This window comes from Desertivibrio insolitus, assembly GCF_017355965.1.
GTDB lineage: Bacteria > Actinomycetota > Actinomycetes > Actinomycetales > Microbacteriaceae > JAFIQW01.
Map to the genome: position 1 here is coordinate 410630 of NZ_JAFIQW010000001.1, position 26217 is coordinate 436846.

Here is a 26217-nt window from a genome sequence, read left to right on the forward strand (position 1 = left end):
CGGGTGGTGGACGGGATTCGGGCTCACCCTAGCTAGGAATAGCCTCCAAATCTATTGAATATTCCCTCGCCTTTCGAACGGCTCCACCAGGAACCGTCGCACGAAGCACTTCGTCCCCCAACGTCCGCCTACCCCAGCAACTCGCTGAGCTCCAACCACCGCTCCTCAAGCTCCCCCTCGCGCGCTTCGACGGCCGAGAGCTGGCCCTGCAGTTGCGACAGCCCCGAGAAGTCCGACTGGTCGTGCTCGGCGAACTTCGCGTGGAGCTTCAGCCGCTCCTCCTCCGCCTTCTGCAGCTGCCGCTCGATCGCCCGCAGCTCCTTCTGGGCGTCGCGTCGCTCGGCTCCCGCGAGCCCCGAAGAAGGGGCAGGGGCAGCCGCCGCAGACGTGGGAACAGCAGCCTGCTCGACGGCGCGCAGGCGGAGGTACTCCTCGACGCCACCCGGCAGATGCCGCAGGTGCGCGTTCAGCACCGCGTACTGCTGGTCGGTCACGCGCTCGAGCAGGTACCGGTCGTGCGACACGACGAGCAGCGTTCCCGGCCACGAGTCGAGCAGGTCCTCGATCGCGGCGAGCATGTCGGTGTCCATGTCGTTGGTCGGCTCGTCGAGGATCAGCACGTTCGGCTCACTGAGCAGGATGAGCAGCAGCTGCAGCCGCCGCTTCTGTCCTCCGGAAAGGTCGCGCACCGGCGTCGACAGCTGCGCGCTCGAGAAGCCGAGCCGCTCGAGCAGCTGCCCCGGCGTGAGCTCCTTGCCGCCGGCGACGTACGAGGTGCGCAGCCGTCCGATCACGATCCGCACCGGGTCGTCGAGCACCTCCTCGAGCTCGCCGAGCTGCTGGGACAGCGTCGCGATGCGCACCGTCTTGCCACGCTTCACGCGACCCGCGGTCGGCTCGACCGTGCCCGAGACGAGCCCGAGCAGGGTGGACTTGCCGGCACCGTTCACGCCCAAGATGCCGGTGCGCTCCCCCGGCGCGATGCACCAGGTGACATCCGCGAGCACCGTCTTGTCGCCGTAGCTCACGCCGGCGTCGAGGATGTCGACCACGTCCTTGCCGAGGCGCGACACCGCGAGCTGCGACAGCGCGACCTTGTCGCGCACGGGCGGTTCGTTCTCGATGAGCTCGTTGGCCGCGTCGATGCGGAACTTAGGCTTGCTCGTGCGGGCAGGGGCGCCGCGACGCAGCCAGGCGAGCTCCTTGCGCATCAGGTTCTGCCGCTTCGCCTCGGATGCCGCTGCCATCCGGTCTCGTTCGACGCGCTGCAGCACGTATGCCGCGTATCCGCCCTCGAAGGGCTCGACGATGCCGTCGTGCACCTCCCAGGTGTAGGTGGAGATCTCGTCGAGGAACCACCGGTCGTGCGTGACGACGAGCAGGCCGCCAGATGACGGCGACCATCGCTTCTTCAGGTGCTCCGCGAGCCAGGCGACCCCCTCGACATCGAGGTGATTCGTCGGCTCGTCAAGGAACAGCACGTCCCAGTCGTCGACGAGCAGCTTGGCGAGCGCGACCCGGCGACGCTGCCCGCCGGACAGCGAGCCGATCGTCGCCTCCCACGGCAGGTCGCGAACGAGCCCGCCGAGCACGTCGCGCACGCGCGCGTCGCCTGCCCACTCGTACTCCGGACGCTCACCGACAGTCGCGTGCGCGACCGTTTCGGTCTCGGGGATCACGTCGGCCTGCTCGAGGTACCCAATCGTCGTGCCGCCGCGCCGCGTCACCTTGCCGCGGTCCGGCTCGAGGCGCCCGGACAGGATCTTCAGCAGCGTCGACTTTCCGTCGCCGTTGCGTCCGACGATGCCGATCCGGTCGCCCTCGTTCACGCCGAGCGTGACGTCCTCGAACACGGTGCGGGTCGGGAACTCGAGTCCGATGCCTTCTGCGCCGAGGAGATGTGCCACCCCGAGAGCCTAGGCGGCGGCAGATCGATCCCGGGCAGGGCCAGCGAGACTGCCAGCCCCCGGACGCGCCACGCAGACTTCGACGTCAACGGTGACTCTTAGGCCGCGAACGAGACAGACGGCCAGGGGCAGGCGAACGAGACAGACGGCCAGGGGCGGGCTCGGCTCGTAGGATCCTCCGTGGCGCCTCACACCAAATTGAAGGCCCAGTAGTCCCCGGAACGAGGAGCTTGCTTGCACCGCATCATCACCCTCGCAGGATCCTACGGTTTCGGGATTCTCCTTTCGATGTCGGTGAACTTCCTGACCATACCAATCGTCATTCAAGCGACAGGAGCAGCCGCGTGGGCCGGGCTAGCAGTTGGTCAGGCCGTCGGTTCAATCGCCGGCGTCGTAATCGGACTGGGATGGCCTCTACTTGGACCAGCTAAGGTTGCGGCCTATAGCGATTGGGAAAGAGCCTCATATTTCCGGCAGTCGGTCCTGCCACGGCTGACCCTCCTTTTTATTTTCGCACCCCTCACTTATGTCGCTCTCACATTCAGTTCCCCAGCCAATTCTGAGACTGAAGCAAATTTCGTGGCAGCCCTCACGGCTCTCACGCTTGCGCTAGGCGCAAGTTGGTTCCTGATCGGGGAAGCGAGACCGCTCAGGCTCCTCAGCATTGACACCATCCCTCGCGCAGGTGGCACATTAGCCGGAGCTATCACCCTTCTCCTCGGTGGCTCGCTCTGGGCATTCGTTCTACTTCAGTTGCTAGGGGCAGCCACGGCGTGCGCGTTAACCAGCTTCGACGTCCTGCGTCGCTATCCGAAGCCCGCTCAGGCGGCACCGAAGACGGCCGATGGCTTGAGGTCGCAACTTGGCCCTGTGGGGATGAGCTTGACAGCAACCCTGTACGTTTCCGCCCCGCTTGTAATTCTCTCGCTGATCGCACCTGCCGCAGCTCCGGTTTATGCCATGGCCGACCGTCTGCAGCGCTTTGCTCTTCGAGCTTTGCAACCTGTATCTCAAGCTGCGCAGGGTTATGTACCCGCGGGTGGCGATGTTCCGGAGACGATTCGCCGCCTCCGACTGGCCCTCAAATACGTTGCGCCGCTCGCACTCATGTGCGGCGCGGCACTAGCGTTGGCACTGCCGGCTGCCGGGAGCCTGTTGTCCGGCGGAGAGGTGTTCGTTCCTTGGCAATTGGCCGCGCCACTCGGCGTAGCGACAAGCTGCGTGATTGTTACAGGGGTGATAGGCCTGTCGGGCTTGGCGCCACTTGGGCGCTTTCCCGCTGTTTTCCGAAGTACGATGCTTGGCGCGGTAGTCGGCTTGTCCGCAGCCGCAACACTGGGCATGACAAACGGCGCAGTCGGAGTTGGCCTGGCGGTGGCTCTCGCCGAGGTAACCGTGCTGCTATATCAACTTCTCGCGCTTCGCGCTGCGATACGGACATCAGGTAAGGATGATTGAAAGCATGAGTCAGGTATCGCGGAATGTATTGTTTGTCGCCGATCAAATCGCTCCGGGCGGCGGACCGGCGGGTTACCTGTACAATCTGCGTTCGGGCCTTCGTACCGTGCAGGCAGCCGGTATGACATTCTCGTATTGGGGCCGGGAAGCAGGGAAACGCAGCCGCTTCAGTCGGCAGGCCACTGGCCCGCTTCAGAAGATCACGAGCAAAGCTCGCGGGCTCCAGAAACGGCTAGAGAGAACAGTCCCGGGGGCCAACCGGTCGTTAGAGCGCGCCATAAAGGAGGCAGACGCCGTTGTATTTCATGGCTACCAGGCGCCCTCGCGTGTAGCGAGCGCACGGCGGAAGGGGAAACAGGTAATCTACATGCCACACAGCCCCTCGATCAAAGCCGACGAAGAAGCGATGGTAGCCGAGTTGATGGGCCGCGTGCTCGATACCGCAGGTTTCCGAAAAGCGGAGCAGCAGATCATTGACGAAGCCGACCTTGTGGTTTTTCCAACGCGAGACGCAGCAGCGGAATATTTCGCAGCGTTCGACGGCGACGGCCGCCTCACGAGCAAATCACGGTACATAGAGTCCGGAGTGCCCGCATCCAACTTCGAGCCGAGGCCACGAAGGGACGGAAGCATCGGTGTGATCTTCGTTGGACGTTTCGTTCCCCATAAGGGCTACGATCTCTTCGTCGATGCCGCTGAAACCCTCGCCCGCCGAGACTTCGCCGCTGAGTTCCGAACGTTAGGGACGGGGCTCCAGGCACGCGATTCAGCTCATGTCAAGAATTTGGGCTGGAGCGAGACGCCTTCCGAACACCTGCTTGATGCAGATGTAGTAGTCGTACCCAACCGCGTGGCATATTTTGATCTACTGCCGCTGGAGGCTGCTGCGCTTGGCCGTGGGTTGGTCATGACGACAGTCGGGGGCAACCGCGATCAGTTGAAAGCGCTACCGGACTCCGTCGGCTGCGCCCCTCAGGATCTCGCTGAGGGCATCGCGCAAGCGGTGCACCTGGCGAGAACAGATATAACATGGGGGACAGCCAATCGGCGGGTGTTCCTAGAGCGATTTACGGATAGCGCTATGGCGGCGCGCTGGGTGAAACTCCTTGAGGATTGCGCGAATGTCGCCTCGTGATCAGTTGAACTTCGCAATAGCCGCGGACTTCGCCGCAATCGGGGCGGGGCGCTGGCGCTGGCGCTATCGCTACACAAAGCCGGTACTTAGGTACCAGCGCGAACGCAGACGCGCTGAGCACTGGCTAGGCCAGAAGGGGACCCTGGGAAGGCTTTACGGCCGCTTCCTCCGCCTGCGCTGTTACCGCCTGGGCCTACATTTGGGCCTAGAGATCCCGCTTGGGGTGGCGGGACCCGGGTTCAACATCGCACATGCGCCGGGAATCGTGATCAATCCGGATGTGCGAATAGGGAAGAATTGTCGCATCCACCAGAACGTCACTATCGGGCAGGGCAGGAACGGCTCTCCCGTACTTGGAGACAACGTTTGGCTGGGGGCAGGGGCAGTCGTGGTCGGCGGCATACAGGTCGGCGACAACGTCGCGATAGGAGCAAATGCAGTAGTCACGAAAGACGTGCCTCCTCACACCACCGTTGCTGGGAACCCGGCGCGGGTAATCAGCCAGGAGGGCTCCGGGCCTTGGATACACGATGGCGTGGGCGTCGTTCTGGAGAGCAGGAGAAGATTGTCCTAACCCAGGAATGCGTGCCGCCTGAGAGCTATCTGGGCGACAGGCGTGGCCCCAATTCGCCTGCAGATGCCACCCAGGATGCCTTTCCTGGCAGCACACGAGACTGAGCCGGCACAACGACTCCCCCCGCTGGCACGTCGAAGTTCACGGACGCGTTCGCGCTCAGCACGGCTCCGTTTCCGATGCTAACGCCCCCGATGATAGACACGGATGGGCCAATGAACACGTCATCGCCAATGGTGGGCGCGCTACCGCGGTGCGCCCCGATCGTCACCCCAGGATGCAGTCGGCAGTTGCGGCCAACCCGCGCTGCCCCGTTCACCACGATCGTGCCGCGATGTGCGATGGACAGCCCCGGGCCAAACACACCCAAGGGGATATCGAAGCCTAGGCGGGTGGCTTCCCGTTCGTAGAGGAAGCGGAACGTGTAGTAGAGGAGCCGCCCCAATCCACTTCTATTCCTCCACGCTTCGGCCCGTCGAAGCGCTTTGACGAACCGTATTAGAGGATTCGTGTGCAATCTCAGACCGCGCGCATCGGACATCCCCATCGACCATATATCCGCAGCGAGTACGTGCCGCCAATCGTGTTCCGCTTTATCCATCCGTAAAGCCGAGCCTTCCGTAGAGTGTCACCCATTCTGCTGTGACGCGTTCGCTCGCCAGTCGGAGCTCGCCATATGCACGGGCTGCGAGTTGAGCTCGCCGCAGCGCTTCCGGCGCTTCGGCCAGATGCTTCAGAGTGTCGCGCAACTGCGAAGAACTCTCGCGGATTACGAATTGTTCAGCGCCAGCAAGCAGAGCGCCCAGGCCTCCGATGTCCGTTCCGACCACTGCGCATCCACGCACCAAACCCTCGCATACCGTCATCGGGAACGCTTCAGCCCTCGATGGCTGAATGACGATGGAGACCGAGGCCATAAGAGCCAGCAGATCATCGTGTGCGAGCGGTCCAAGGATGGTCACCGAGGGTTGCAGAGCAAGGCGCTCCGCGATCGCGGCTCCTGCGGGCGTTGGCTGACCGGCAACGAGCAGCTCCCAACCGGCGTCCGCAAGAGCGCGGTCCCAGGCGCCCTCAACGATGTCGATGCCTTTCCGAAGCCCAACTTCCCCAGCGAAGAGGACGGCTCTTCGACGCCGGTCGGCCCCGACAACCTTCGGCGGAAGCTCGACGTCGTTGGGTAACTGCTTCCATTTGCTAAGTGGGACGGAGTAGCGCGCCCGGTACCGCTCATCAAAGCCGTGGACAATCGAGGCCGATCGCAGAAGGAGTTTCAGGATCAACCGAGTTATCACTTCCGCCTCTGCTAAGGAGCTTCCGTGAAGTGTGACTACGGTCGGATGGCCCGCGAAGCGGAGCAGGAGAAGGAGCGAGCCCTCCCGAAGGAGGGAACCTCGCTGTGAAATGTGCACGTGCCCCACAAACCGCCGGCGAGAAGTCGCGAGCTTGGCGGCCCTCGTGAAGTAGGCGAGTCGGCTCTTGAGGTGGGTATCGCCAGGATCATGCGTTGTGCACGCCTGAACAATCACATTCTGCATCCCACGCGCGAGGTGGCGGCGAATCACGCTCGCGATGCCCCCACTAGCATTTGCAGCGTCACCGAAATGGATGACAGTCAGTGCGTCGCTCAAGTGAAACTCTGGACTACTCGGCTATCCGCTGCTTGAATCAGGTGCGCGCGTTCAAGCGACGCCGCGGGAGATACCGCCAGCCCGAGCGACGACAATCGTTGCAGCACTTGAAGTTGATGGTCATCGACGTGCTCGCCGTGTTCGCGCAGCCGCGCAACCGCCACCGGCAGCATCCCCTGATCGAGGAGATTTAAAAGCGTGCCAACACCGGCGTGCGTGACCACGACATCTGCATCACGCATCAGGCGCGCCATCTCGTCCGCAGGCACAAGCCCGTGAACAGCACCCGGCAAATCGCTTCGTTCCGTGACTCCCAGCTGCCATGTCACAGTGTCGTCCGGGTGCAGACAAGCCAGGACCGAATCCACTAAACGGTCGAACCGATATGGCGCGATCGTCCCAAGTGACACGAATATACTCAGCGGCCGAGACAGGTCGCCAGTTGGCGAGGCGACCACGCGATAAGACGCGAGGAGAGACCTCACACGCTTCCACTTGTCGCTCCGGTAACCGTCGTGCTGCGCGAAGCGGCTCACGAACGGCACCCACTCCATGAGCCGTCCCGTCAGACTCGGACCCTCAAAGCGAGAGACGCTTTCGATATAGAAGTAGGGCACCTTCAACATCCGGGCAATCGGCAGCCCCGCCAGCGCAACTCCTGCCCCCGTGCTCATGACGGCATCAAATTGGCCGCGGTGAACTTGGCCCGCGATACTCGAGGCTGCACGGACAATTGCGCCGAACCCCCTCGGACGGACGTAGGGAACGTACTGAACAGAGCGCCCTGCGAGCAGCGCCTCGCTCTGAGGCGACCGGAACGTGACAAACCGGCTATCGGGCGAGAATTCGAGGATGCGGGACCATTTCTCTGCCTGAGCCAAATGCCCCCCAGTTGAGGCGATGATCAGGACCCTTAGCCCCCTCAACGCCTGAATCGAATAGTTCTCAAGCAAGTTCCTGCGACCTCTCTTTCCTCTGCGGCTCACGACGCCGCCCGTGCTCGATCGCGGCTCCTATGCCGACCAAACCGAAGAGGAAGGCGAAGCCCGGCGGCGCTGTGAAAACCGCTGCGCCCAAGGATTGAAACAAAGTAAGGATGATCCAGCCGATTCCCGTCGTTCCCAGCAGTCGCGCAGCGGGCGAGTCAAGAGCTCTCCATCGCCAGGCCCGCCGTGCCATCGCGAGCAGCCCTAGCACGAAGAAGGCGGCACCAAATACTCCCGCCTCGCCAAGGATGGCAGGCCAAGACGTGTCGGTTAGAAAATTACCGGTACCTTCCGTGAAACCCAATCCGTGAACCGTGTGGAAACCTAAGCGCAGGTACTCGTTGCTGTAGTTCACTGCCGCCGTGCGTGACCCGTACCTTCCAAACCCCGCCCCAAACGGGAAATAATCACCGGCAACAGTGTAGGCACCTAGCGTTAGTACCGTTCGCGCTTCCCGACTGTCGACTGTGAAGTAAGCAGAGCTTAGCGCTTGCGCCTCCTCGAGCAACTCGTCCCATGCGAGGAGAATTACAATCGGGAGGGCCACGAAAGCGACTGTTAACCACTTCGCATTCCGACTGACAGCTGCAAGCACGCCGCTGCTCACTAGCAGGCCTAGAGAGTCCTTCCGGCGAAAAGACCCGATGGTCGCAAGCGCCGTGCCGACGAACAGGATCATGCTCAGCGCGCCTCGGCCTATGTGCATTCGGTACGCGAGAACAGCGATGCCGGCCATGGATGCGACGAAGGCGAGATCGAAGGGATGAACGAAAGGCCCCATAAGCGACGGTAGCCCGTAACGGTAGATGATCCCACCTTGCGGGGAGAACGTCGCAGCCCAGGCCTCGGGTGCAACTGCATTCGCGATGCAGCAACCCAGGATGACGGCAACGACTACCGCGCCGGTCCTGAAACTGCGAATTACGTCATACTCGGTCCAGTCCAGCTGCGCCACGGCCCAACCGAAGAGGATACCCTTCGTCGCAAGGAAGACGCCGGACGCGAGGACGGTTAGGTCTAACTCAGGGTGAAGGACGCCACTAAGAGCACCGGCGACGGCAAATGCACAGAAGAATCCGAAGCCGGGGTAATGCGCCGCCCTGCCTCGTCTGATTCTTACTATCAGTCCCGAGATTACGCACAGAACTACGAGAGCGTCATCCAGAACGTCGACTTGTTGCAGCCCTGTCAGGTGAGTCAGCGTGCGCACGAACAACACCGCGACTAGCGCAATGGCAACCAGCAACTTGGGGCGGGTCAGCAGGGATACGGCGACCGCGGCCGAAATAAGAAAAATGAGTATTATCGATGCATTCATTTCGCACCGCCACTCGCCTTCGGCACGAACAGCGCATGCAGAAACGTCGCTACGTTCCTAATCCTGCGGATCCGCACAGAATCAGCCGAAAGGGCGGCAAGGTACCCACGCGCCATATCAGTCGGGGAGTTGTTCACGACCGAGATAGGCAGTGCGGTTACTGACCTCGAAGTGAGCGTGTCGCGCCACGCTTCGGCTACAGCGTTGGCGTCGTCAGCGTCGACGATCTTCTTGGCAGCGCCAGGATCCACTCCTGCATCCGCAGAAACGACTTGTGGTACTCCAGCCGCCTCAGCCTCGAGCAGAACAAGTGGCTGCCCTTCGTACCGCGAAAGCAAGGTGAGCAGTCCGACGCGCGGCAGGAACCATTCGGGGGATTGATGCCCCAACCAAGAGATCCTGTCATCGATCCCCAGAGACGCGGCGAGCCTTTTCAACTTCTGTTCGTCCGGCCCGGAGCCTGCGATCGCGAAGCGGAATCTCTCAGCCTCGGGCGCTGCAGCGGCGGCCAGCAACCGATCGAGACCTTTATGCTCGGCCGCCAGTCGCCCAATATAACCCACGTCCCAATCAAGCGCTCGATCAGATTGTCGCCGGTACTTCGAGGTATCGATTGCGTTGCTGACGGTCATATCCGGACGTACTCCCCAGTAATGCTCGACTCCACGGGCATGCCCCGAGGTCAGCGCGATGAGCGAATCCGCGATTGTGCAGCTGAGCAGGACGAGCGGCGCGGGTAGGGGCGCCCCTGGTCCTACCGGATTGTGAATTGCGATGAGCCATCGAGATGTGCGACGCGCGAGGCGGGCCAGAAGACCAAACGCGACCTCGGTGTTAGTCGTTCCCGTCACGATCGCATCATGCGACCGGCGCGGCCCGCGCCAGAAGCGGACGACCTCGAGCCTCACCCCATGCGCGACCTCGTGCTCCAGCGGGCCCGTCGACTGTAGTAGGTAGAGCGTCACCTCGATCCCCTGACTTCGAAGTGCATTCGCTAGGAGTACTCTCTGCCGTTCCGCGCCACCTGCATCCAAGGTGTTGGTGGTTATTGCAATCGATCTGATTTGCTGTCTCTTCCCCATCAAGTTCCCCCATACGATGTGCGGTGCGTCCGCCTCGAATGAACGACATCGGGGGACCCGAGCCGTGAGGCCAGAAGGCGCAACGACCCAGGAGCAGCGCGCGCGAGTTGGCTAGGGCGGAGCCCCTCTGCATCGGCAGCCACACCTTATACGGCTTTCCGGCTGGGGCCGGCTGAACTTGCCTTGTCGGATCTCGCTTGTCAGGCGGCAACGGGTCGCGCTGCGGTGCACGTCAAGCATTCTCGTTGCAAGTTGCGCCGAAGAGTGTCCCCTCCTTCGACGCCGCCACGACGAATGCCTGCAAAGGGTGTAGGCCGCGAGCCTCCGCAACGAACCCACAATCGTCGTCGTACAACTATGAGAGTTAGAACAGAATGCAGCCGAGCAATCAGCGGGTCACTGTCGCCGTCATCGGCGGCTCCGGCGTCTACGACCTCTTCGACCCCGAGCGCTCTGAGCAGCGCCGCATCGAGACGCCCTACGGGCCCGCGGACGTGACGCTCGGCGCGCTCGCTGGCAAGGTCGTCGCGTTCCTCACCCGCCACGGCGTCGACCACTCTGTCGCGCCGCACCTGATCAACTTCCGCGCGAACATTTGGGCGCTCGCCAGCCTCGGGGTGAAGGCGATCGTGTCGTCCGCCGCCGTCGGCGGGGTCTCCCCGGACTACCCGCCGGGCACGCTCGCGCTGCTCGACCAGTACCTCGACCGCACGCACGGCCGCGCCGACACGTTCTACGACCGCGGCAGCGTGCAGCACCTGGCCTCCGCCGACCCGTTCGATCCCGCGCTACGGGCGATCGCCAAAGCCGCGCTCGGCGACGAGGTCGAGCCAGAGGGCACGGTCGTCGTCATCCAGGGCCCCCGGTTCTCGACACGCGCCGAGTCTTTGTGGTTCCGCTCTGCAGGCGCGCACGTCGTGAACATGACGCTCTATCCGGAGGTGCCGCTCGCCGCCGAGCTCAACATCGGCACGGTGACCCTCGCCTTCGTCACCGACAGCGACGCCAAAGCGGAGGACGAGGTGTCTGCCGAGCTCGTGTTCCGCCGGCTCGCCCAGGCGCAGCCGCGCATCATCCGCGCCATCGAGCGGATCGTCGCCGCGATCCCCGACGACTACGCCGGGCGGCAGCTCATCGCCCCCTCCGAGGTCGAGGCGGTGCTCGCGCGATGAGGCTGCTCGTCACGGGAGGCGCCGGCTTCATCGGCGGCGCCGTGGTACAGGCCGCGCTCAACGCGGGCCACGAGGTGCGCGTGCTCGACTCCCTGCGCGGCGACGTGCACGGCGGCGACGCCGAACTCGACCCGCGCGTCGAGTTCGTGCAGGGCGACGTGCGCGACCCCGACGTGGTCAACGCTGCGCTCGCCGGCATCGACGCCGTCAACCACCAGGCCGCGAAAGTCGGGCTCGGCGTCGACTTCTCCGACGCCCCCGACTACGTCGGTTCCAACAACCTCGGCACGGCTGTGCTGCTCGCAGGGATGGCCGCCCGCGGCGTCGGGCGGCTGGTGTTCGCGAGCTCGATGGTCGTCTACGGCGAGGGCGCCTACTCCGGCCCGACCGGCCCGATGCGGCCGCCCGCCCGCCGCGTCGAGGACCTGGATGCCGGGCGCTTCGACCCCCTCGACGAGCACGGCGACCCGCTGACTCCCGAGCTGATCGACGAGGACGCCCCGCTCGACCCCCGCAACGTCTACGCGGCGACGAAGCTCGCCCAGGAGCACCTCTCCACCGCGTGGGCGCGGAGCACCGGCGGCACCGCGATCGGGCTGCGCTACCACAACGTCTACGGCCCCGGCATGCCGCAGAACACCCCCTACGCTGGCGTCGCGTCGCTGTTCCGGTCGGCGATCGAGCGCGGCGAGGCACCCCGTGTGTTCGAGGACGGGCGCCAGCGCCGCGACTTCGTGCACGTGCGCGACGTCGCGACCGCCAATCTCGCCGCGCTCGAGGCCGACCGCGAGACTGGCAGCTTCCGCGCCTACAACGTCGCGAGCGGCGAGGTGCACACCATCGGCGACCTCGCGGCGGCGCTCGCCGTGAACGCCGGCGGCCCCACGCCAGTCACGAGCGGCCAGTACCGCCTCGGCGACGTGCGCCACATCACCGCCTCCTGCAAGCGGCTGCAGCGCGAGCTCGGCTGGCGGCCGACGGTGAGCTTCGACGACGGAATGCGAGAATTCGCGACGGCGCCACTGCGCGTCGCCGTCCCCCAAAGTGGGGCCAGGTCACCACGATGACCCAACTATTAGTTGTTCGACACGACGAATATCATGGGCAGATGGCCGACACCCGAGTCGCTACATCCCGCAGCTTGTCCACCGAATACCTCAGCGCCGCCCTCGCTCGCGTCCTAGCCGACTATCGACGCGCAGGGTGGACCGTCATCCAGGCGTCCGAAACCGAGGCGATGCTCGAACGGCGTCGCCCCTTCACCGCGCCCAAGCGGCTGACGGTCGCCATTAGCCGATCGGGCGTCGTCAGAACCTTCTGAGGCTGCACGGCCTCGAGCCGCGGGTCACGTCGGGCTGACCCAAACTCCGGCGCGGACGGTCACGAACCTTCCTCGTGACCCAACCTCTCGTCGACGTCGTGCTCCCCACCCTCGACGAGGAGCGCGCCCTGCCCTGGGTGCTCGGCCGTCTGCCCGAGGGGTACCGCGCGATCGTCGTCGACAACGGCTCGGCGGATGACTCGGCGCGCGTCGCCCGCGAGCACGGCGCCCTCGTCATCAGCGAGCCCCGCCGCGGGTTCGGCTCGGCCGCGCACGCCGGGCTGCTCGCGGCATCCGCCCCCTTCGTCGCGTTCTGCGATGCCGACGCGTCGATGGACCCCCAAGATCTGCCCGCCGTCGTCGACCCCGTCGTCGAGGGGCGCGCCGACCTCGTGCTCGGGCGCCGCCGGCCGACGACGCGGCGCTCCTGGCCGCTGCACGCTCGCGTCGCGAACCGCGCGCTCGCCCACCTGATGCGCCGCGCCACCGGCCTGCGTCTGCACGACCTTGGACCCATGCGCTGCGCCGCCCGCGCCGACCTCGTCGCCCTCGACCTGCAGGACCGCCGCAGCGGCTACCCGCTCGAGATGCTGCTGCGCGCGCACGCGGCCGGGTGGCGCGTGCTCGAGGTCGACGCGCCGTACGCGCCGCGCGTCGGCCGGTCGAAGGTCACGGGCACGGTCCGCGGCACGGTGACCGCCGTGCAGGACATGTCGCGACTGCTGGGGGCGCGATGACCACCCTGCTGCTGATCGCCAAGGAGCCGCTGCCCGGCAAAGCGAAGACGCGGCTGCATCCGCCGCTCACGCTCGACCAGTCGGCCGAGCTCGCCGCCGCGTGCATCGCCGACACCGTCGACGCCACCGCGACGCTCCCCGCGACCCGCCGCGTGCTGCTGTTCGCGGGCGAGCGCACCCCCGCCGGCACCGAGCAGTTCGAGGTCATGGGGCAGTCCGGCGGCGGGCTCGACGAGCGCCTCGCCGACGCCTTCGACGCGCTCGACGGGCCCACCCTGCTCATCGGCATGGACACCCCGCAGCTCACCGCAGCGATGCTCACCCCCGTGTTCGCGGAGTGGCCGGACGACGTCGACGCCTGGTTCGGCCCCGCGGACGACGGCGGGTTCTGGGCGCTCGGCCTGCGCGAGCCGCGCGGCGACCTCGTCCGCGGCGTCGAGATGTCGACGGATGCCACGGGCGCCGAGCAGCTCGCCCGGCTGCACGCCGCCGGGCTCACCGTCGCGATGCTGCCGCCGCTGCTCGACGTCGACACGATCGACGACGCCCGCGCCGTCGCGGCGAGCGCGCCGCACACCCGCTTCGCTCGTCTCCTCGCCGAGTTCGAGTGGGAAGGGCGGCTCATCGCATGAACGCCGGCCGCCCCTTCGGCACCGGTGGTGCGGAGCCGTACGAGTACGCGATGGCGACCGGCGAGGTGCAGGTGCTCTACCTCGAGGACCCGTCGACCCGTCGCACCGACGATCACCGCACGGTCTTCGACGTGTCGCGCTGGCACGCCGACGCGGATCCCGCGGACCTCAGCCTGCTCGACGCGGTCAGGGGTCCCCTGCTCGACGTCGGCTGCGGACCCGGCCGCATGGTCGTCGCCGCCCTCGCCCGCGGAATCGACGCGCTCGGCATCGACATCTCCCCCGCGGCCGTAGCGCGCGCCCGGGCATCCGGCGCCGCCGTACTCAAGCGGTCGGTGTTCGACGTGCTGCCGCGGGAGGGCCAGTGGCAGACCGCGCTGCTCGTCGACGGCAACATCGGCATCGGCGGCAACGTCGGTGCGCTGCTGCACCGCTGCTCGGAACTGCTCTCCCCCACCGGCGAGATCGTCGCCGAGCTGCACGCCGACGTGCGCCGCGACGAGCGTTTCGTCGCGCACCTCACCGACGACCGGGGCGCCGAGAGCGCGGCGTTCCCCTGGGCGGAGATCGGGCTGGGACCCATCCGTCGCCTCGCGCCGCGGCTCGGGCTGCGCTTGGTGCAGGACTGGCGGGTCGACGGGCGCGTGTTCTGCCGGCTCGCGAAGCGCTGACGTCGGCGGAACTCAAGACCGGACGCCAGGATACGCCGCGCTGGCTCGGCGTGTCCGGGGGTCAGTCCTCGCTTGCGCCGACGGCGGCTCGACGCCGCACCGCGAGGTACGCCGCGATCGCGACCCCGGTGGCCACAGCGAGCCCCACGTAGAACAGCGCCAGATTCACCCCGTAGTCGAGCGGCAGCACGGTCGGGTTCGCCGTGCCGATCCCCCGCTTGAAGACCTCCGGCATCACGAGCGCGGTCACGACCGCCGCCACGACGAGCGCGACCTGAACGATGACGAGCACGCCGCCCGGCATCCGTCGCCCCGCCCGGCGCAGAAGGGCGCCGACACCGAGCACGACCGGCGCGATCACCGCGTCGTGCACGACGAGGGCGCCGAGCAGCCACGCGCCGAGACCGAGGTAGCGGCGCGGCGAGACGTCACTCAGCAGTACGGCGACGCCGACGACGAGCACCAGCACTCCGACGGCGACGAGCACGATGCGGGCGGTCTTCACGTCTCGCTCACCTCCAGCGACGAGAGCCACTTGGTCTGCAGCACCCCGGGGCGCGCGGGCGCGATCACCCGCGCCGGGTAGCCGTGATCGAGGTCGAGCGTCTCGCCGTTCAGCTCGAGCGCGACGAGGCTCAGGTCGTCGCGGGCGAACTCGGGCCCCATCTCGGTGCGGGCGTAGCTCGAGCGCTGCTCGAGGCTCTGGAAGACGACGGATGACTCGGGTCCGCCGCCCACGAGCGCCGCGAGCTCGCGCACGCGCACCCCGCGCCAGGTCGCGGACTGGCTCCACCCCTCGACGCACGCAATGGGCAGCACGACCTCGGTCTGCGGCATCGCGGCGAGCTCGTCGCGCGAGAAGCTCCGAGTGCCGGCAGGCCCGGAGACGGTGAGCCGCCAGTCGGGCGCGAGGGCCGTCTGCTCCACGCGCGCCGCGGCGGCGGTGCGGTTCACCGGCAGCGACTGCGGGCCGACGCCCTGCTTCCGCGCCCCGAACAGATTGAGCCCGTCGAGCGCGCGGAACGACTGTCCCGCGGTGAACGCGACGAGTGCCGCGGTCGCCGCGCCGATCGCGGCGAGGAAGCCGCGTCTGCTGGCGCCCGGGGACACCGGACGCGGCGAGGCGTCGATCCAGCGGAGCACGCGCCCCGTGACGCCACCGACCGACACCGTCGATGGGGCGGGCGGCTCCGAAGAGTTGTCGGGCCGCGAGCCATCCGGAACGCGCGACCAGTGGCGGGCGATCACCGGCAGCTTGACGCCGATGTGGATGGCGAGCGATCCGATCACGACGAACGACAGCGCGAAGTGCGTCTGGCGGAAGGGGAACGGGAAGAGTTGGTACCACTGGTACGTGTTGAGCAGCCCGATCACGAGCTGCACGATCGACGACGCCACGAACACCGTGATCGACGCCCGCTCGAGGAAGTGCGGGAACGAGCGCACGGGCGGCGTCTCGAAGAGGCGCCCCTGCACGGCGTAGAGCTTGCCGAGCAGCAGCGGGAAGCACGCGATACCCGCCGTGATGTGCAGCCCCTGACTCACCTGGTACAGCTGGATCGGCCGCGTCGGGAACACCATCCACGGCTGCGGCTCCTGGATGGCGTGGCTGTAGAGGCCCGTGACCATGCACACGAGGAAGGCGGCGCCGAGCAGGCGACCGAGCACCACAGCCATCCGCGGCGAGCGCGCCGGCGAGGCGAACACGCGCGACAGCGACTGCAGCACCTCGTGGATCACGGGAGGGTATTCGTGGCGGATGCCGGAACCGACGGGAGGGCCGCATGAGGGTCGCACTCGTCGTCACCCTGCTCGCCGCGAGCGTCGCGCTGACCGTGTACTCGCTGACCGGGGTCGACTTCTACGTCTCGCGCGAGTGGCGCGAGCGCGACCTGCTCGCCGTGACGATCGCGCTGTGGGCGCTCTTCGCGCTCGCCGTGCTGGCGCTGCGCCGGGTGCCCGACCGCGCGGTCGTGCCGCTCGTGGTCGCGGGCGCGCTCGCGATCGGGCTCGGGGCGCTCGCCGGTCCGCCGAACACGTCGACCGACTCGGCGCGCTACGCCTGGGACGGCATCGTGCAGAAGGCGGGGGTCTCCCCCTATGACCACGTACCGGCGTCGTCCGCGCTCGAGGAGTTGCGGCCCGATTGGCTCTTCCCGGCCCCGGATGCCTCGGGCGACTGCTCCGGCGAGCGCATCATGACCGCCCGCGACGCCGACGGCGACACGGTGTGCACCGCCATCAACCGGGCGAACGTCCCCACGATCTACCCGCCGATGGCGGAGCTGTACTTCCTCGGGGTGCGGCTCCTCGTGCCGGCCGAGGCCGAGTACTGGCCGTTGCAGATCGGAGGGCTGCTCATCAGCCTCGGCGTCACCGCGCTGCTTCTCCGCGTGGTTCGACGCACCGGGCGGGACCCCCGCTGGGTCGCGCTCTGGGCGTGGAGCCCGTTCGTCGCGACGGAGGCGGTAACGAACTCCCACGTCGACGCACTCGGCGCCCTGCTGCTCGTCGCCGCGACGATGCTCGTCGCGTCGCGGCATCCGTGGCTCGGCGGCATCGCGTTCGGCGCGGGCGTCGCCGTGAAGCTCGTGCCGGCCGTCGCGGGCCCGTCGCTCGTGCGGCGCCGGTGGTGGGCGGTCGCGGTGGCATCCGTCGCCACGTTCGCCGTGCTGTACGTGCCCTACGTGCTGACCAGCGGGATCGAGGTGCTCGGCTACCTGCCGGGCTACCTCACCGAGGAGGGCTACGAGTCGGGCGAGCGATTCCTGCTCGCCTCGGCCGTGCTGCCCGGCGACGCCGCGACCGTGCTCGTGGCGCTCGTGGTGCTGGTGACCGCCGCGCTCGTTTTGTGGAAGACGAACCCGGATGACCCGTGGCTCGCCCAGCTCGTGATGATCGGCGTGACCCTGCTCGCCGTGTCGCCGCGGTACCCCTGGTACGCGCTGCTGCTGATCCCCGCGATCGTCGTGACCGGGCGGTGGGAGTGGTACGCCGTCGCGGCGGCGCTGACCCTGCGGCTGCTCGTGCCGATCAACGACGTGGCTCGGGTCAGCCTCGCTGTAGCGGCGATGTTCGTCGTGGTGATGGCGGTGCGGCGTCTCGGGCCGGAGGGCCGGGCGCGGCTGCGGCGGCCCGCTCTGCTGAGACGGTCTCTCCGCCGGCGCTAGCGGAACCGAGTCATCCTCAAGCTGACGAACCCCTGTGCGCCGCAAACCGCGGCTGGGGTGGTGGCGAACTCCTCGTGCACCACCCCTCAACCACGAAGGATCTGAAATGCGCAAGTACTACCGCTCCGCCGCCGCCCTCGCCGCCGCGGGTGCCCTCGTCGCCGGCCTCACCGCCTGCGCCCCCTCGAACGACACGAGCGCCGCCGACACCGGGTCGCAGCCGAGCGCCGAGGAGACCACCGAGGAGATGCCCGAGCCCGTGGCGTCGATCCCCGAGCTCGACGGTGTCGACACGCAGGTCACCCTCGACGCGGGCTTCGTCGAGGCGCTCACCTCGCTGGGCCTCACCCCGAATGTGCTCGGCAGCGCGACGCTGACCGACGGCGTCCTCGCCTTCCCGATCACCGGCGGCAACGTCGACTACTACGACCCGGAGGAGGACTACCGTCCGTACGTCCAGGGCCGCATCGACCACGAGGGCTCCGGCATCTCGCTGACCTCGGCCGACGGCGCCACTGTCGTCGAGCTCACCGACTTCGTCATCGACCCGGGCACCTCGGAGCTCACGGGCACCGTGACCGCCAACGGTGAGGTCGTCGGCGAGGACGTGTTCATCTTCAACCTCGACGGCACCACGCTGAACCCGCTGACCACCGACGCCAACGGCGACGCCGTGCTCGAGGGCACCACGGTGCTCATCAGCGAGGACGCCGCACCGCTGCTCAACGAGACCTTCGGCACGGATGCCGTGACCGACGAGCTCGTGGTCGGCATCGCCAAGATCACCGCGAGCGCCGCGGAGTAATACCCGGGCTCACCCGGTCAAGCACCCCTGCAGGGCCCGTCGCTCATCGAGCGGCGGGCCCTGTCCCTTTGTGTGGGGCCCAGCTGCCACCGCGGGCAGCCGCTCCTTCGAGATGTCAGTTCTGGTTGGCACGAGCGCCATCGAGCAACCACAACTGACATCTGGGGCAGCCAGGCTTCCCGAGGTGTCAGTTCTGCGGGTCATCCGGATGTCTTGAGAGACCCGGAACTGACATCTCGAGAGACCTCTTCGCTGCTCGCATCCGCCACGGCTCGCCAAGCCATGCCGGCGGCTCTCACCGCCTTCGCCGGGTGGCGCCGACGGCCTCACAGCAAAGGCGTCACCGAGCCCCGGATGCCGCGGTCGCCCGCCCGCTCAGCTTCTTCTTCAGCCGCAGCGCCGGCGCTTCGACGAGGTTGTAGCTGAGCGCGCTCAGCACGAAGGTCAGGGCCGCGATGAGCGCGATGTTGCCGAAGAGCCCGGCCACGTCGTCGCCGAACACGAGGCCGTGGCCGCGGAGGAACCGCAGCAGCGGCAGGTGCCACAGGTAGATGCTGAACGACACGAGACCGAGCCAGCGCACGGGCCCGGTCTCGAGGAAACGCGCGGCGGTGCCCCACTCGCCGCCCCGGCTGGGCGGCAGCACGACGAGGAGCAGCAGCAGGGCGCTCGACAGGGCGACGAGCGGTTCCACGAGGATGCCGATCCGCGGAAGCGTCGACACGACGAGCACGACCGCGGCGCCGACCCCGAGCATCCACCGTCGGCGCATCCACGACGCGGGCAGATCCCCGTTGCGCAGCGCCACGAAGATCACGGCCGCGAGCATGCCCCAGGCGAAGAGGTCGGCGTGCACGAGGATGCTGCGGCTGATCACCGTGGTCCAGTTGGCGCCCCACTCGAACGTGACCTGCTCCGACGAGGAGAGCCCCGCGTTGCCGAGCACGTACCAGGTCTTGCCCGCGATCCCCACGGCGAACATGAACCCGACCGGGATCAGCATGGCGGCCCATCGGTGCGCCGCCTTGGCCGCGAGCCCCGCGAGCAGCGGCAGCAGGAGGTAGAAGGTCAGCTCGACGGTGAGCGTCCACGCGACCTCGAGCCCCGTGCGCACCGTCGACGGGAAATAGCTCTGCAGCAGCGTGGCCTGCAGCAGGGTGTCCGGCAGGGAGAGCATCCCGAACCGGTCCGGCTCGCCGTCGGCCCGCGGCGGCAGCCACGCCGTGCGGAACAGCAGGCTCACCACGAGCAGCACCGCGATGTAGCCGGGGAAGATGCGAAGCAGCCGGTTGACGAGGTAGCGGCGCGTGCGCGGCATCCGCTCGCCTCCTACCCGCGCCGCGACGAAGGGCCGGAAGAGCAGGAACCCCGACAGCACGAAGAACAGGGTGACGCCGTGGCTGAGGAACGTGATCTCGCTCAGCACCGGCACGTCGCTGGTCGACGGGGAGAGCTGACGCTGCACGTGATAGAGCAGCACGGCGACGGCCGCCAGCCCCCGCAGCCCCTCGAGGCCGGGGAGGCGGTCGCCCCAGGTGGGCTGCTCCTCCGCGCGCGCCATGGTCTCCGTCTCGCTCTTCTCTCGGGTTGTACCCCGTAGCGTGGAGCCTATGAGCAGCACCTCTGCGGCCCCTGCGCGCCGCCGGTGGCTCCTCCCGCTGCTGCTCGGTCTCGCGACGCTCGCGGTCTCGCTGCCCGGCATCACGGGACCGTCGATCTGGTACGACGAGGCGGCGACGGTCGTCTCCGCGACCCGCCCGCTGCCCGCGCTGTGGGAGATGGTCGGCAACGTCGACGCGGTGCACGCCCTCTACTACGTCGTCATGCACGCGCTGTTCGAGGTGTTCGGATACTCCGAGTTGCTGCTGCGGCTGCCGAGCGCGATCGCCACCGGGGCGACGGCAGCTCTCGTCGTCGAGCTGGGACGGCGGCTCGTGTCGCTGCGCTTCGGTGTCCTCGCCGGCGTCGCGTTCGCGGTGCTCCCCCGGGTCACGTGGATGGCGATCGAGGGCCGCTCCTACGCCCTGAGCGCGCTGCTCGCGGTCGGGCTGACCCTCGTGCTCGTGCTCGCGATGCGCGGCCGGGCGTGGTGGTGGGCGCTCTACGGGGCGCTCGCGCTGCTCTCCGTGATCACGTTCATCTACCTCGCGCTGCTGGTGGTCGCGCACGCGGTCACGGTCGCGCTGTGGCTGCTCGTCGCGCGCCGCGAGGCGGTGCGGGGTGCGGTGCTGTGGCTCGTGGCATCCGGAACCGCGGCGCTCGCGAGCCTGCCGTTCGCGCTGGAGGTGGTGAGCCAGAACGGGCAGGTCGGCTGGATCCCGGAGCTCGGCGACCAGACGTGGCGGCAGGTGTTCCGCACGCAGTGGTTCCTCTACAACGACCTGTTCGCCTGGGTCGGATGGCTCGTGCTGGCCGTGGCCATCGTGCTGCTGCTTCGGGGGCGGCGTGCCCTGGTGCTGCCCGCTGCGGCGGGGGCCGCGCCCGCGCTGCCCGCCGCGGCCGTGCTGCTGCCCGCGCTCGTCGTGCCGACGCTCGGGCTGCTCGCGATGACCGAGTTCTACTCCCCCGTGTACTCGCCGCGGTACGTCACGATGTGCACGCCGTTCGTCGCGCTCGTGATGGCGGCGGCCATCGAGCGACTGCTCGGGCGGGTCGCGCTGTCGATCGCGCTCGCGGCCTCCCTGGTGCTCGCCGTGCCCGAGGTGATCGACCAACGCGACCCGCACTCGAAGCAGAACACCGCGTGGGACGAGATCTCCGCCTTCCTCGCCCGCGACATTGACGACCCCGTGACCACCGGCATCGTCTACGGCAACCTCAAGGCCCACTCGAAGGCGTCGACGCGCGTGATCGCCTACTCCTACCCCGAGGGGTTCGAGGGCACGACGGATGTCACGCTCGAGACCCCCGCCCCCGAGACCGGGCAGCTCTGGGAGACCCGCCGCACGCTGACGCAGTCCCTCGACCGGCTCGAGGGGCTCGAGACCGTGTACCTCGTGACGAGCATCAGCCGCGACCGCCGAGCGGCCACCACGGCGGCGCTCACCGACGAGGGCTACGAGCTCGCGGACGAGCGGCGATTCACGGACGTGCGGGTGCTGCGCTACGAGAAGGCGGACTGAGCGGCATCCGGATGCCGTCGCCGGTTCCGCAACCGCCGCGGAATCTGCATCACGCGCCGAAACTCCGCGTCCGATTGCAGAGTTCACGCGTCGAGCCCGCGCCCCGGCTCGCAGCGACCGCCGTTGGTTCATCCCGAACGGAAGCGGCAGCTCCCGAGAAATACTGCACGGGCGCTGCAGAATCGGCGTACGTCGCAGGCCGAAAACCAGCCCGCCTAGTCGTGCACGATCCGGGCGCCGTGCACGGGCCCGGTCACCTTGAGCGCGGTCATCCGCGCCGCGCTGAGCGCGACCTGGATCTCGAGCGCCCCGTCGAGGTCGGGCGCGAGGAACGCGATCGTGGGACCGGACCCGGAGACGATGCCCGCGAGCGCGCCGGCTTCCTCGCCCGCTTCGAGCACCTCGGCGAGCTCGGGACGCAGGTGCAGTGCGGGCGCCTGCAGGTCGTTGTGCAGCGCCTCTGCCAGCATCCTCGGGTCGCCGGCGCGCAGCGCCTGCAGCACGTTGGCGTCGACGTTGGGCTGCGGCTCGCTCGGGAAGATGTCCTGCTTGTGGCGCTCGCGGTGCTTGTCGAGCTCCGAGTACACCTCGGGCGTCGACATCCCGTAGTCGGCGAGGGCGAGCACCCACTGGAACTGCCCCTGCGCGAGCGCGGGCGACAGCTCGTCGCCGCGACCGAGTCCGACGGCGGTGCCGCCGGTCAGCGCGAACGGCACGTCGGCGCCGAGCTGCGCGGCGAGGGCGTGCAGCTTCTCTCGGTGCAGTTCCGTGCCCCAGAGCGCGTCGCACGCGACGAGCGTCGCCGCGGCATCCGCGGACCCGCCGCCCATGCCGCCCGCGACGGGCACGTGCTTGTTGATGGTGAGCTTGACGCCGCCGGTGTAGCCGGTGGCCTTCGCGAGGAGCTTCGCGGCCTTGATCGCGAGGTTCGAGTCATCCGTCGGCACGCCGCTCGTGTCGACCGTGCCCTGCACCGCGACGGAGAAGTCGTCGGCGTGCTCCGCCCGCACGTCCTCGTAGAGGGACACGGCCTGGTAGGCCGTCGCGACGTCGTGGTAGCCGTCCTCGAGCAGCGACCCCACCCGCATGAACACGTTGATCTTGCCGGGGGCCCGAACGTGCACCGATCGAGGCCTCGACGAACTCATGTGTCCAACCTACTTGAGTCGCTCCTGGCCGCCAGACCGGAACTAGGCGCGGGCGATCCGCAGGAAGTCGGGCATCGTCAGTTCCTCACCGCGGGCGGTCGGCGCGATCCCGGCGGCGTCGAGGCGGGCGGATGCGTCGGCGCTCGAGCCCAGCAGGGTCGACAGCGACTGGCGCAGCATCTTCCGGCGCTGCTGGAACGCCGCGTCGACCAGGGCGAACGTGGCCTCGCGCTCGGCGAGCGTGCCGGGCTCGGGCATCCGCTCGAAGGCGACAAGGGAGCTGTCGACGTTGGGAACCGGCCAGAACACCTGACGACTGACGGTGCCCGCGATCGACCAGCGGCCGTACCAGGCGGCCTTGATGCTGGGGGCTCCGTAGATCTTCGAGCCGGGCGGGGCGGCGAGCCGCTCCCCCACCTCGGACTGCACCATGACGAGGCCGCGCGCGATCGACGGGAACGTCGGCAGCAGGTGCAGCAGCACCGGCACGCTGACGTTGTAGGGCAGGTTCGCGACGAGGGAGACGGGCTCCGCCGGAAGCTCGGTCACCTTCATCGCGTCGGCGGTGACGACGGTGAGGTCGGCGTCGGGGTCGAGCTGCGAGACGGTGACCGGCAGCTGCTCGGCGAGACGGTTGTCGATCTCGACGGCGACGACGCGGGCGCCGGTCTCGAGCAGCCCGAGGGTCAGCGAACCGAGCCCGGGGCCGATCTCGAGCACCGTGTCATCCGGCTGCACCTTGGCCGTCTTCACGATGCGGCGCACCGTGTTGGCGTCGTGCACGAAGTTCTGGCCGAGCTTCTTCGTCGGGGTGACGCCGAGGAGCTCGGCGAGGTCGCGGATCTCCGCGGGTCCGAGGAGAGGCACCTAGACCGCCTGCACGGGCTCGTGCTCCCAGCTGCCGTAGACCAGCTCGGTGTTCGAGACGATCTGCGTCGCGAGCATCGAGGGGTCGGTCTCGAGCGTCTCCGCCATCGAGCGCAGCGTGTAGGGCATGAGGTACGAGGAGTTCGGCCGGCCGCGGTACGGGGTCGGCGTGAGGTAGGGCGCGTCGGTCTCGATGAGGAGCAGGTTGCGCGGCACCACCTCGAGGGCGGCGCGGAGCTTCTTCGCGTTCTTGAACGTGACAGTGCCCGCGAAGGACATGAACCAGCCGTTCGCCGAGCAGATGCGTGCCAGCTCCTCGTCGCCGGAGAAGCAGTGGAAGACCGTGCGCTCGGGGGCGCCGACGCGCAGCAGCGTCTCGACGACCTCGTCGTGGGCGTCGCGGTCGTGGATCTGCAGGGCGAGGCCGTGGCGCTTGGCGATCTCGATGTGCGCCTCGAACGCGCGCTGCTGGGCGTCGCGGCCGTCCTCGCCGGTGCGGAAGAAGTCGAGCCCGGTCTCGCCGATGGCGCGGACGCGTGGGCGAGCGGCGAGCTCGTCGATCACGGCGAGGGCGTCGTCGAGCTCGCCGCGGGCCTCGAGCTCCGGCGTCTCGTTGGGGTGGATCGCGACCGCGGCGAGCACGCGCGGCTCGCGGGACGCGATCTCGGCCGACCAGCGGCTCGTCTCGACATCGGTGCCGACCTGCACCACGGCGCGCACGCCGACCGCGCTCGCCCGGTCGAGCTGCTCGCGGTAGTCGAGCGGCTGGTCGCCGTCGGCGATCTCGAGGTGGGTGTGGTTGTCGTAGACCGCGATCGTCAGCGCCTCTGGCGGCGGCGGGTACGACATGTCGCGACCCTCCTCCGCGGCGCGCGAGCGCACGTGCGACTCGACCACTAGGCCGCGCCCTCGATGGTCTCGACCCGTGGGAAGAGCGCCTCGAGGGCGTTCACCCGGGTGCCCGGAGCGAGCTGTCCCCACTCGCCGGCGGTCGTGAGGTCCTGCTCGGCGACGCGGCCGTCCTGCCCGAGGGCGGTCCACAGCTTCGTCGTCGACTGCGGCATCACGGGCGAGAGCAGCACCGCGAGGGCGCGGAGGCCCTCCGCCGCGGTGTTGAGCACCGTTGCGAGACGCTCGCGCTTCGCGGCATCCTTCGCGAGCACCCACGGCTCCTGCTCGGTGATGTAGCCGTTGAGACGCTCGACGATGGTCCAGATCGCCGTGAGGGCGTCGTGCGGGGCGAAGCGGAGGATCGCGGCATCCGCGTCGACCGCTGCCTGCTTGACCGTCTCGACGATCACCGCGTCGGCGGGCTCAAGCGCACCCGCTGCGGGCAGCTCGCCGTCGAAGTAGCGGTTGATCATCGCGACGACGCGGGATGCCAGGTTGCCGAAGCCATTGGCGAGTTCGGCCTGGTAGCGGGCGGAGATGTCCTCCCAGCTGAACGAGCCGTCCTGGCCGAGTGCGACCGCGCGCATGAAGTAGTAGCGGAAGGCGTCGGACCCGAAGACATCCGTGATCTGCGTCGGCTGGATGCCGGTGAGCTTCGTCTTCGACATCTTCTCGCCGTTGACGAGCAGCCAGCCGTGACCGAACACCGTGCGCGGCACCTCGACGCCGGCGGCCATGAGCATGGCGGGCCAGATCACCGCGTGGAAGCGTGCGATGTCCTTGCCGATGAGGTGCACGGCGGGCCAGCGGCGGGCGAAGTTCGCGTCATCCGTGCCGTACCCGGTCGCGGAGATGTAGTTGAGCAGCGCGTCGAACCAGACGTAGACGACGTGGCTCTCGTCCCAGGGCAGCTTGATGCCCCAGTCGAAGCTCGAGCGGGAGATCGAGAGGTCCTCGAGGCCGCGGCTGACGAACGAGACGATCTCGTTGCGCACGCTCTGCGGTTGCACGAAGTCGGGCCGCTGCTCGTAGAGGTCGAGCAACTGCTGCTGGAACTGGCTCATGCGGAAGAAGTAGTTCTTCTCCTTGAGCACCTCGACCGGGCGACCGTGGATCTTGCAGACGAGCTGACCCTTGTACTCCCCATCGGTGGCGGTGAGCAGGTCGTCGTCCTGCTTGTACTCCTCGCAGCCGACGCAGTAGTACCCGGAGTACTCGCCCGCGTAGATGTAGCCGTCGTCGTAGAGCTTCTGCAGGAACGCCCGCACGGTCGCCTCGTGGCGCTCGTCGGTGGTGCGGATGAAGTCGTCGTTCGCGATGTCGATCGTCGACAGCAGCGGCTGCCACGACTCGGCGACGAGCTTGTCGACCCACTGCTTCGGGCTCGTGCCGTTCGCGACGGCGGTGCGCAGGATCTTCTCGCCGTGCTCGTCGGTGCCCGTGAGCAGCCAGGTGTCGTCGCCGCGCTGGCGATGCCAGCGGGCGAGCACGTCGGACGCCACCTCCGTGTACGCGTGGCCGATGTGGGGCACGTCGTTGACGTAGAAGATGGGCGTCGCGATGTAGAAGGAATCCGCGGCGGCCATGGGTTCA

Annotated in this window: 25 protein-coding genes; 12 read left to right on the top strand and 13 right to left on the bottom strand. The window is 67.8% G+C overall.

Features of this window, described 5'->3' with window-relative positions:
• Window positions 1–128 precede the first annotated feature (128 nt).
• Window positions 129–1907, bottom strand: a complete 1779-nt coding sequence (locus JUB10_RS01945; protein WP_207453786.1) for an ABC-F family ATP-binding cassette domain-containing protein — start codon at window positions 1905–1907, stop codon at window positions 129–131.
• A 234-nt stretch (window positions 1908–2141) separates the two neighbouring features.
• On the opposite strand from JUB10_RS01945, the gene JUB10_RS01950 reads away from it, so the two are divergent.
• The 3 genes from JUB10_RS01950 to JUB10_RS14490 all read left to right on the top strand — a co-directional run bounded on the left by JUB10_RS01950 (window position 2142) and on the right by JUB10_RS14490 (window position 5074).
• Window positions 2142–3365, top strand: coding sequence for a lipopolysaccharide biosynthesis protein (locus JUB10_RS01950; RefSeq protein WP_207453788.1), 1224 nt, complete (start codon window positions 2142–2144; stop codon window positions 3363–3365).
• A gap of 367 nt (window positions 3366–3732) precedes the next feature.
• Window positions 3733–4500 (top strand): glycosyltransferase family 4 protein, encoded by a 768-nt coding sequence (locus tag JUB10_RS01955; RefSeq protein WP_207453790.1) that lies wholly within the window; start codon window positions 3733–3735, stop codon window positions 4498–4500.
• The gene (locus JUB10_RS14490) at window positions 4487–5074 is read left to right on the top strand and encodes a serine O-acetyltransferase (RefSeq protein ID WP_242682014.1); all 588 of its coding nucleotides are present in this window, start codon (window positions 4487–4489) and stop codon (window positions 5072–5074) included. The genes JUB10_RS01955 and JUB10_RS14490 overlap by 14 nt, the downstream gene beginning before the upstream one ends.
• Before the next feature lie 25 nt (window positions 5075–5099).
• Here JUB10_RS14490 and JUB10_RS15130 read toward each other — a convergent pair whose 3' ends face one another.
• The 5 genes from JUB10_RS15130 to JUB10_RS01985 form a co-directional block, all read right to left on the bottom strand.
• A complete protein-coding gene (locus JUB10_RS15130; protein WP_374191677.1) occupies window positions 5100–5675 on the bottom strand; it encodes a serine acetyltransferase in 576 nt (191 codons plus the stop codon).
• Window positions 5668–6354: a glycosyltransferase family 4 protein gene (locus JUB10_RS01970; protein ID WP_207453794.1), complete on the bottom strand. Its 687-nt coding sequence runs from the start codon at window positions 6352–6354 to the stop codon at window positions 5668–5670. The genes JUB10_RS15130 and JUB10_RS01970 overlap by 8 nt, the downstream gene beginning before the upstream one ends.
• A 344-nt stretch (window positions 6355–6698) precedes the next feature.
• Window positions 6699–7376 (bottom strand): glycosyltransferase, encoded by a 678-nt coding sequence (locus tag JUB10_RS01975; protein WP_207453796.1) that lies wholly within the window; start codon window positions 7374–7376, stop codon window positions 6699–6701.
• Between the two features lie 271 nt (window positions 7377–7647).
• On the bottom strand, window positions 7648–9006 hold the full coding sequence (locus tag JUB10_RS01980) for a hypothetical protein (RefSeq protein ID WP_207453798.1): 1359 nt from the start codon (window positions 9004–9006) through the stop codon (window positions 7648–7650).
• Window positions 9003–9971: a glycosyltransferase gene (locus tag JUB10_RS01985; RefSeq protein ID WP_207453800.1), complete on the bottom strand. Its 969-nt coding sequence runs from the start codon at window positions 9969–9971 to the stop codon at window positions 9003–9005. Before JUB10_RS01985 ends, JUB10_RS01980 begins: the two co-directional genes overlap by 4 nt.
• A 491-nt stretch (window positions 9972–10462) precedes the next feature.
• Here JUB10_RS01985 and JUB10_RS01990 point away from each other — a divergent pair, with 491 nt between their 5' ends.
• The 6 genes from JUB10_RS01990 (at window position 10463) to JUB10_RS02015 (ending at window position 14621) form a co-directional block, all read left to right on the top strand.
• Window positions 10463–11260 carry an MTAP family purine nucleoside phosphorylase gene (locus tag JUB10_RS01990; protein ID WP_207453802.1) on the top strand — a complete coding sequence of 266 codons (798 nt, stop codon included), beginning with the start codon at window positions 10463–10465 and terminating at the stop codon, window positions 11258–11260.
• Window positions 11257–12327 (top strand): NAD-dependent epimerase/dehydratase family protein, encoded by a 1071-nt coding sequence (locus tag JUB10_RS01995; protein ID WP_207453803.1) that lies wholly within the window; start codon window positions 11257–11259, stop codon window positions 12325–12327. The genes JUB10_RS01990 and JUB10_RS01995 overlap by 4 nt, the downstream gene beginning before the upstream one ends.
• Before the next feature lie 41 nt (window positions 12328–12368).
• Window positions 12369–12581, top strand: coding sequence for a hypothetical protein (locus JUB10_RS02000; protein WP_207453805.1), 213 nt, complete (start codon window positions 12369–12371; stop codon window positions 12579–12581).
• 74 nt (window positions 12582–12655) lie between these two features.
• Window positions 12656–13318, top strand: coding sequence for a glycosyltransferase family 2 protein (locus JUB10_RS02005; protein ID WP_207453807.1), 663 nt, complete (start codon window positions 12656–12658; stop codon window positions 13316–13318).
• Window positions 13315–13950, top strand: coding sequence for a TIGR04282 family arsenosugar biosynthesis glycosyltransferase (locus JUB10_RS02010; protein ID WP_207453809.1), 636 nt, complete (start codon window positions 13315–13317; stop codon window positions 13948–13950). Before JUB10_RS02005 ends, JUB10_RS02010 begins: the two co-directional genes overlap by 4 nt.
• Complete coding sequence (locus JUB10_RS02015; protein ID WP_242682015.1) at window positions 13947–14621, top strand: class I SAM-dependent methyltransferase; 675 nt, start codon at window positions 13947–13949, stop codon at window positions 14619–14621. The genes JUB10_RS02010 and JUB10_RS02015 overlap by 4 nt, the downstream gene beginning before the upstream one ends.
• 61 nt (window positions 14622–14682) lie before the next feature.
• Here the strand turns inward: JUB10_RS02015 and JUB10_RS02020 are convergent, their stop codons facing one another.
• Entirely contained in the window at window positions 14683–15126 is a 444-nt protein-coding gene (locus tag JUB10_RS02020) for a hypothetical protein (protein WP_207453811.1), read from the bottom strand.
• A complete protein-coding gene (locus JUB10_RS02025; RefSeq protein ID WP_307859049.1) occupies window positions 15123–16361 on the bottom strand; it encodes a molybdopterin-dependent oxidoreductase in 1239 nt (412 codons plus the stop codon). Before JUB10_RS02025 ends, JUB10_RS02020 begins: the two co-directional genes overlap by 4 nt.
• A 44-nt stretch (window positions 16362–16405) precedes the next feature.
• Here JUB10_RS02025 and JUB10_RS02030 point away from each other — a divergent pair, with 44 nt between their 5' ends.
• Window positions 16406–17791 carry a glycosyltransferase family 87 protein gene (locus JUB10_RS02030; RefSeq protein ID WP_207453812.1) on the top strand — a complete coding sequence of 462 codons (1386 nt, stop codon included), beginning with the start codon at window positions 16406–16408 and terminating at the stop codon, window positions 17789–17791.
• A gap of 106 nt (window positions 17792–17897) precedes the next feature.
• Window positions 17898–18596, top strand: coding sequence for a hypothetical protein (locus JUB10_RS02035; protein WP_207453819.1), 699 nt, complete (start codon window positions 17898–17900; stop codon window positions 18594–18596).
• Between the two features lie 340 nt (window positions 18597–18936).
• Here JUB10_RS02035 and JUB10_RS02040 read toward each other — a convergent pair whose 3' ends face one another.
• On the bottom strand, window positions 18937–20157 hold the full coding sequence (locus tag JUB10_RS02040; protein WP_207453820.1) for an acyltransferase family protein: 1221 nt from the start codon (window positions 20155–20157) through the stop codon (window positions 18937–18939).
• A 49-nt stretch (window positions 20158–20206) separates the two neighbouring features.
• Here JUB10_RS02040 and JUB10_RS02045 point away from each other — a divergent pair, with 49 nt between their 5' ends.
• Window positions 20207–21718 (top strand): glycosyltransferase family 39 protein, encoded by a 1512-nt coding sequence (locus tag JUB10_RS02045; RefSeq protein WP_207453821.1) that lies wholly within the window; start codon window positions 20207–20209, stop codon window positions 21716–21718.
• Window positions 21719–21933: 215 nt separating this feature from the next.
• Here JUB10_RS02045 and JUB10_RS02050 read toward each other — a convergent pair whose 3' ends face one another.
• Genes JUB10_RS02050 through metG form a run of 4 tightly spaced genes read right to left on the bottom strand, consistent with a single transcriptional unit; the run spans window position 21934 to window position 26210 of the window.
• Window positions 21934–22866 carry a 4-(cytidine 5'-diphospho)-2-C-methyl-D-erythritol kinase gene (locus tag JUB10_RS02050; protein ID WP_207453822.1) on the bottom strand — a complete coding sequence of 311 codons (933 nt, stop codon included), beginning with the start codon at window positions 22864–22866 and terminating at the stop codon, window positions 21934–21936.
• A gap of 42 nt (window positions 22867–22908) precedes the next feature.
• A complete protein-coding gene (gene rsmA, locus JUB10_RS02055; RefSeq protein ID WP_207453823.1) occupies window positions 22909–23733 on the bottom strand; it encodes a 16S rRNA (adenine(1518)-N(6)/adenine(1519)-N(6))-dimethyltransferase RsmA in 825 nt (274 codons plus the stop codon).
• Window positions 23734–24582, bottom strand: a complete 849-nt coding sequence (locus tag JUB10_RS02060) for a TatD family hydrolase (RefSeq protein ID WP_207454381.1) — start codon at window positions 24580–24582, stop codon at window positions 23734–23736. It lies immediately after the preceding gene.
• A gap of 47 nt (window positions 24583–24629) precedes the next feature.
• Window positions 24630–26210 carry a methionine--tRNA ligase gene (metG, locus tag JUB10_RS02065; RefSeq protein WP_207453824.1) on the bottom strand — a complete coding sequence of 527 codons (1581 nt, stop codon included), beginning with the start codon at window positions 26208–26210 and terminating at the stop codon, window positions 24630–24632.
• Window positions 26211–26217 lie beyond the last annotated feature (7 nt).

Excerpts from the sequence above, each read along its gene's own strand:
- JUB10_RS01955 (WP_207453790.1), top strand. The coding sequence starts at position 3,733 with ATGCCACACAGCCCCTCGATCAAAGCCGACGAAGAAGCGATGGTAGCC.
- JUB10_RS14490 (WP_242682014.1), top strand. The coding sequence starts at position 4,487 with ATGTCGCCTCGTGATCAGTTGAACTTCGCAATAGCCGCGGACTTCGCC.
- JUB10_RS15130 (WP_374191677.1), bottom strand. The coding sequence starts at position 5,675 with ATGGATAAAGCGGAACACGATTGGCGGCACGTACTCGCTGCGGATATA.
- JUB10_RS01975 (WP_207453796.1), bottom strand. The coding sequence starts at position 7,376 with ATGAGCACGGGGGCAGGAGTTGCGCTGGCGGGGCTGCCGATTGCCCGG.
- JUB10_RS01980 (WP_207453798.1), bottom strand. The coding sequence starts at position 9,006 with ATGAATGCATCGATAATACTCATTTTTCTTATTTCGGCCGCGGTCGCC.
- JUB10_RS01990 (WP_207453802.1), top strand. The coding sequence starts at position 10,463 with ATGCAGCCGAGCAATCAGCGGGTCACTGTCGCCGTCATCGGCGGCTCC.
- JUB10_RS01995 (WP_207453803.1), top strand. The coding sequence starts at position 11,257 with ATGAGGCTGCTCGTCACGGGAGGCGCCGGCTTCATCGGCGGCGCCGTG.
- JUB10_RS02000 (WP_207453805.1), top strand. The coding sequence starts at position 12,369 with ATGGCCGACACCCGAGTCGCTACATCCCGCAGCTTGTCCACCGAATAC.
- JUB10_RS02010 (WP_207453809.1), top strand. The coding sequence starts at position 13,315 with ATGACCACCCTGCTGCTGATCGCCAAGGAGCCGCTGCCCGGCAAAGCG.
- JUB10_RS02015 (WP_242682015.1), top strand. The coding sequence starts at position 13,947 with ATGAACGCCGGCCGCCCCTTCGGCACCGGTGGTGCGGAGCCGTACGAG.
- JUB10_RS02030 (WP_207453812.1), top strand. The coding sequence starts at position 16,406 with ATGAGGGTCGCACTCGTCGTCACCCTGCTCGCCGCGAGCGTCGCGCTG.
- JUB10_RS02035 (WP_207453819.1), top strand. The coding sequence starts at position 17,898 with ATGCGCAAGTACTACCGCTCCGCCGCCGCCCTCGCCGCCGCGGGTGCC.
- JUB10_RS02040 (WP_207453820.1), bottom strand. The coding sequence starts at position 20,157 with ATGGCGCGCGCGGAGGAGCAGCCCACCTGGGGCGACCGCCTCCCCGGC.
- JUB10_RS02045 (WP_207453821.1), top strand. The coding sequence starts at position 20,207 with ATGAGCAGCACCTCTGCGGCCCCTGCGCGCCGCCGGTGGCTCCTCCCG.
- JUB10_RS02050 (WP_207453822.1), bottom strand. The coding sequence starts at position 22,866 with ATGAGTTCGTCGAGGCCTCGATCGGTGCACGTTCGGGCCCCCGGCAAG.
- JUB10_RS02060 (WP_207454381.1), bottom strand. The coding sequence starts at position 24,582 with ATGTCGTACCCGCCGCCGCCAGAGGCGCTGACGATCGCGGTCTACGAC.
- metG (WP_207453824.1), bottom strand. The coding sequence starts at position 26,210 with ATGGCCGCCGCGGATTCCTTCTACATCGCGACGCCCATCTTCTACGTC.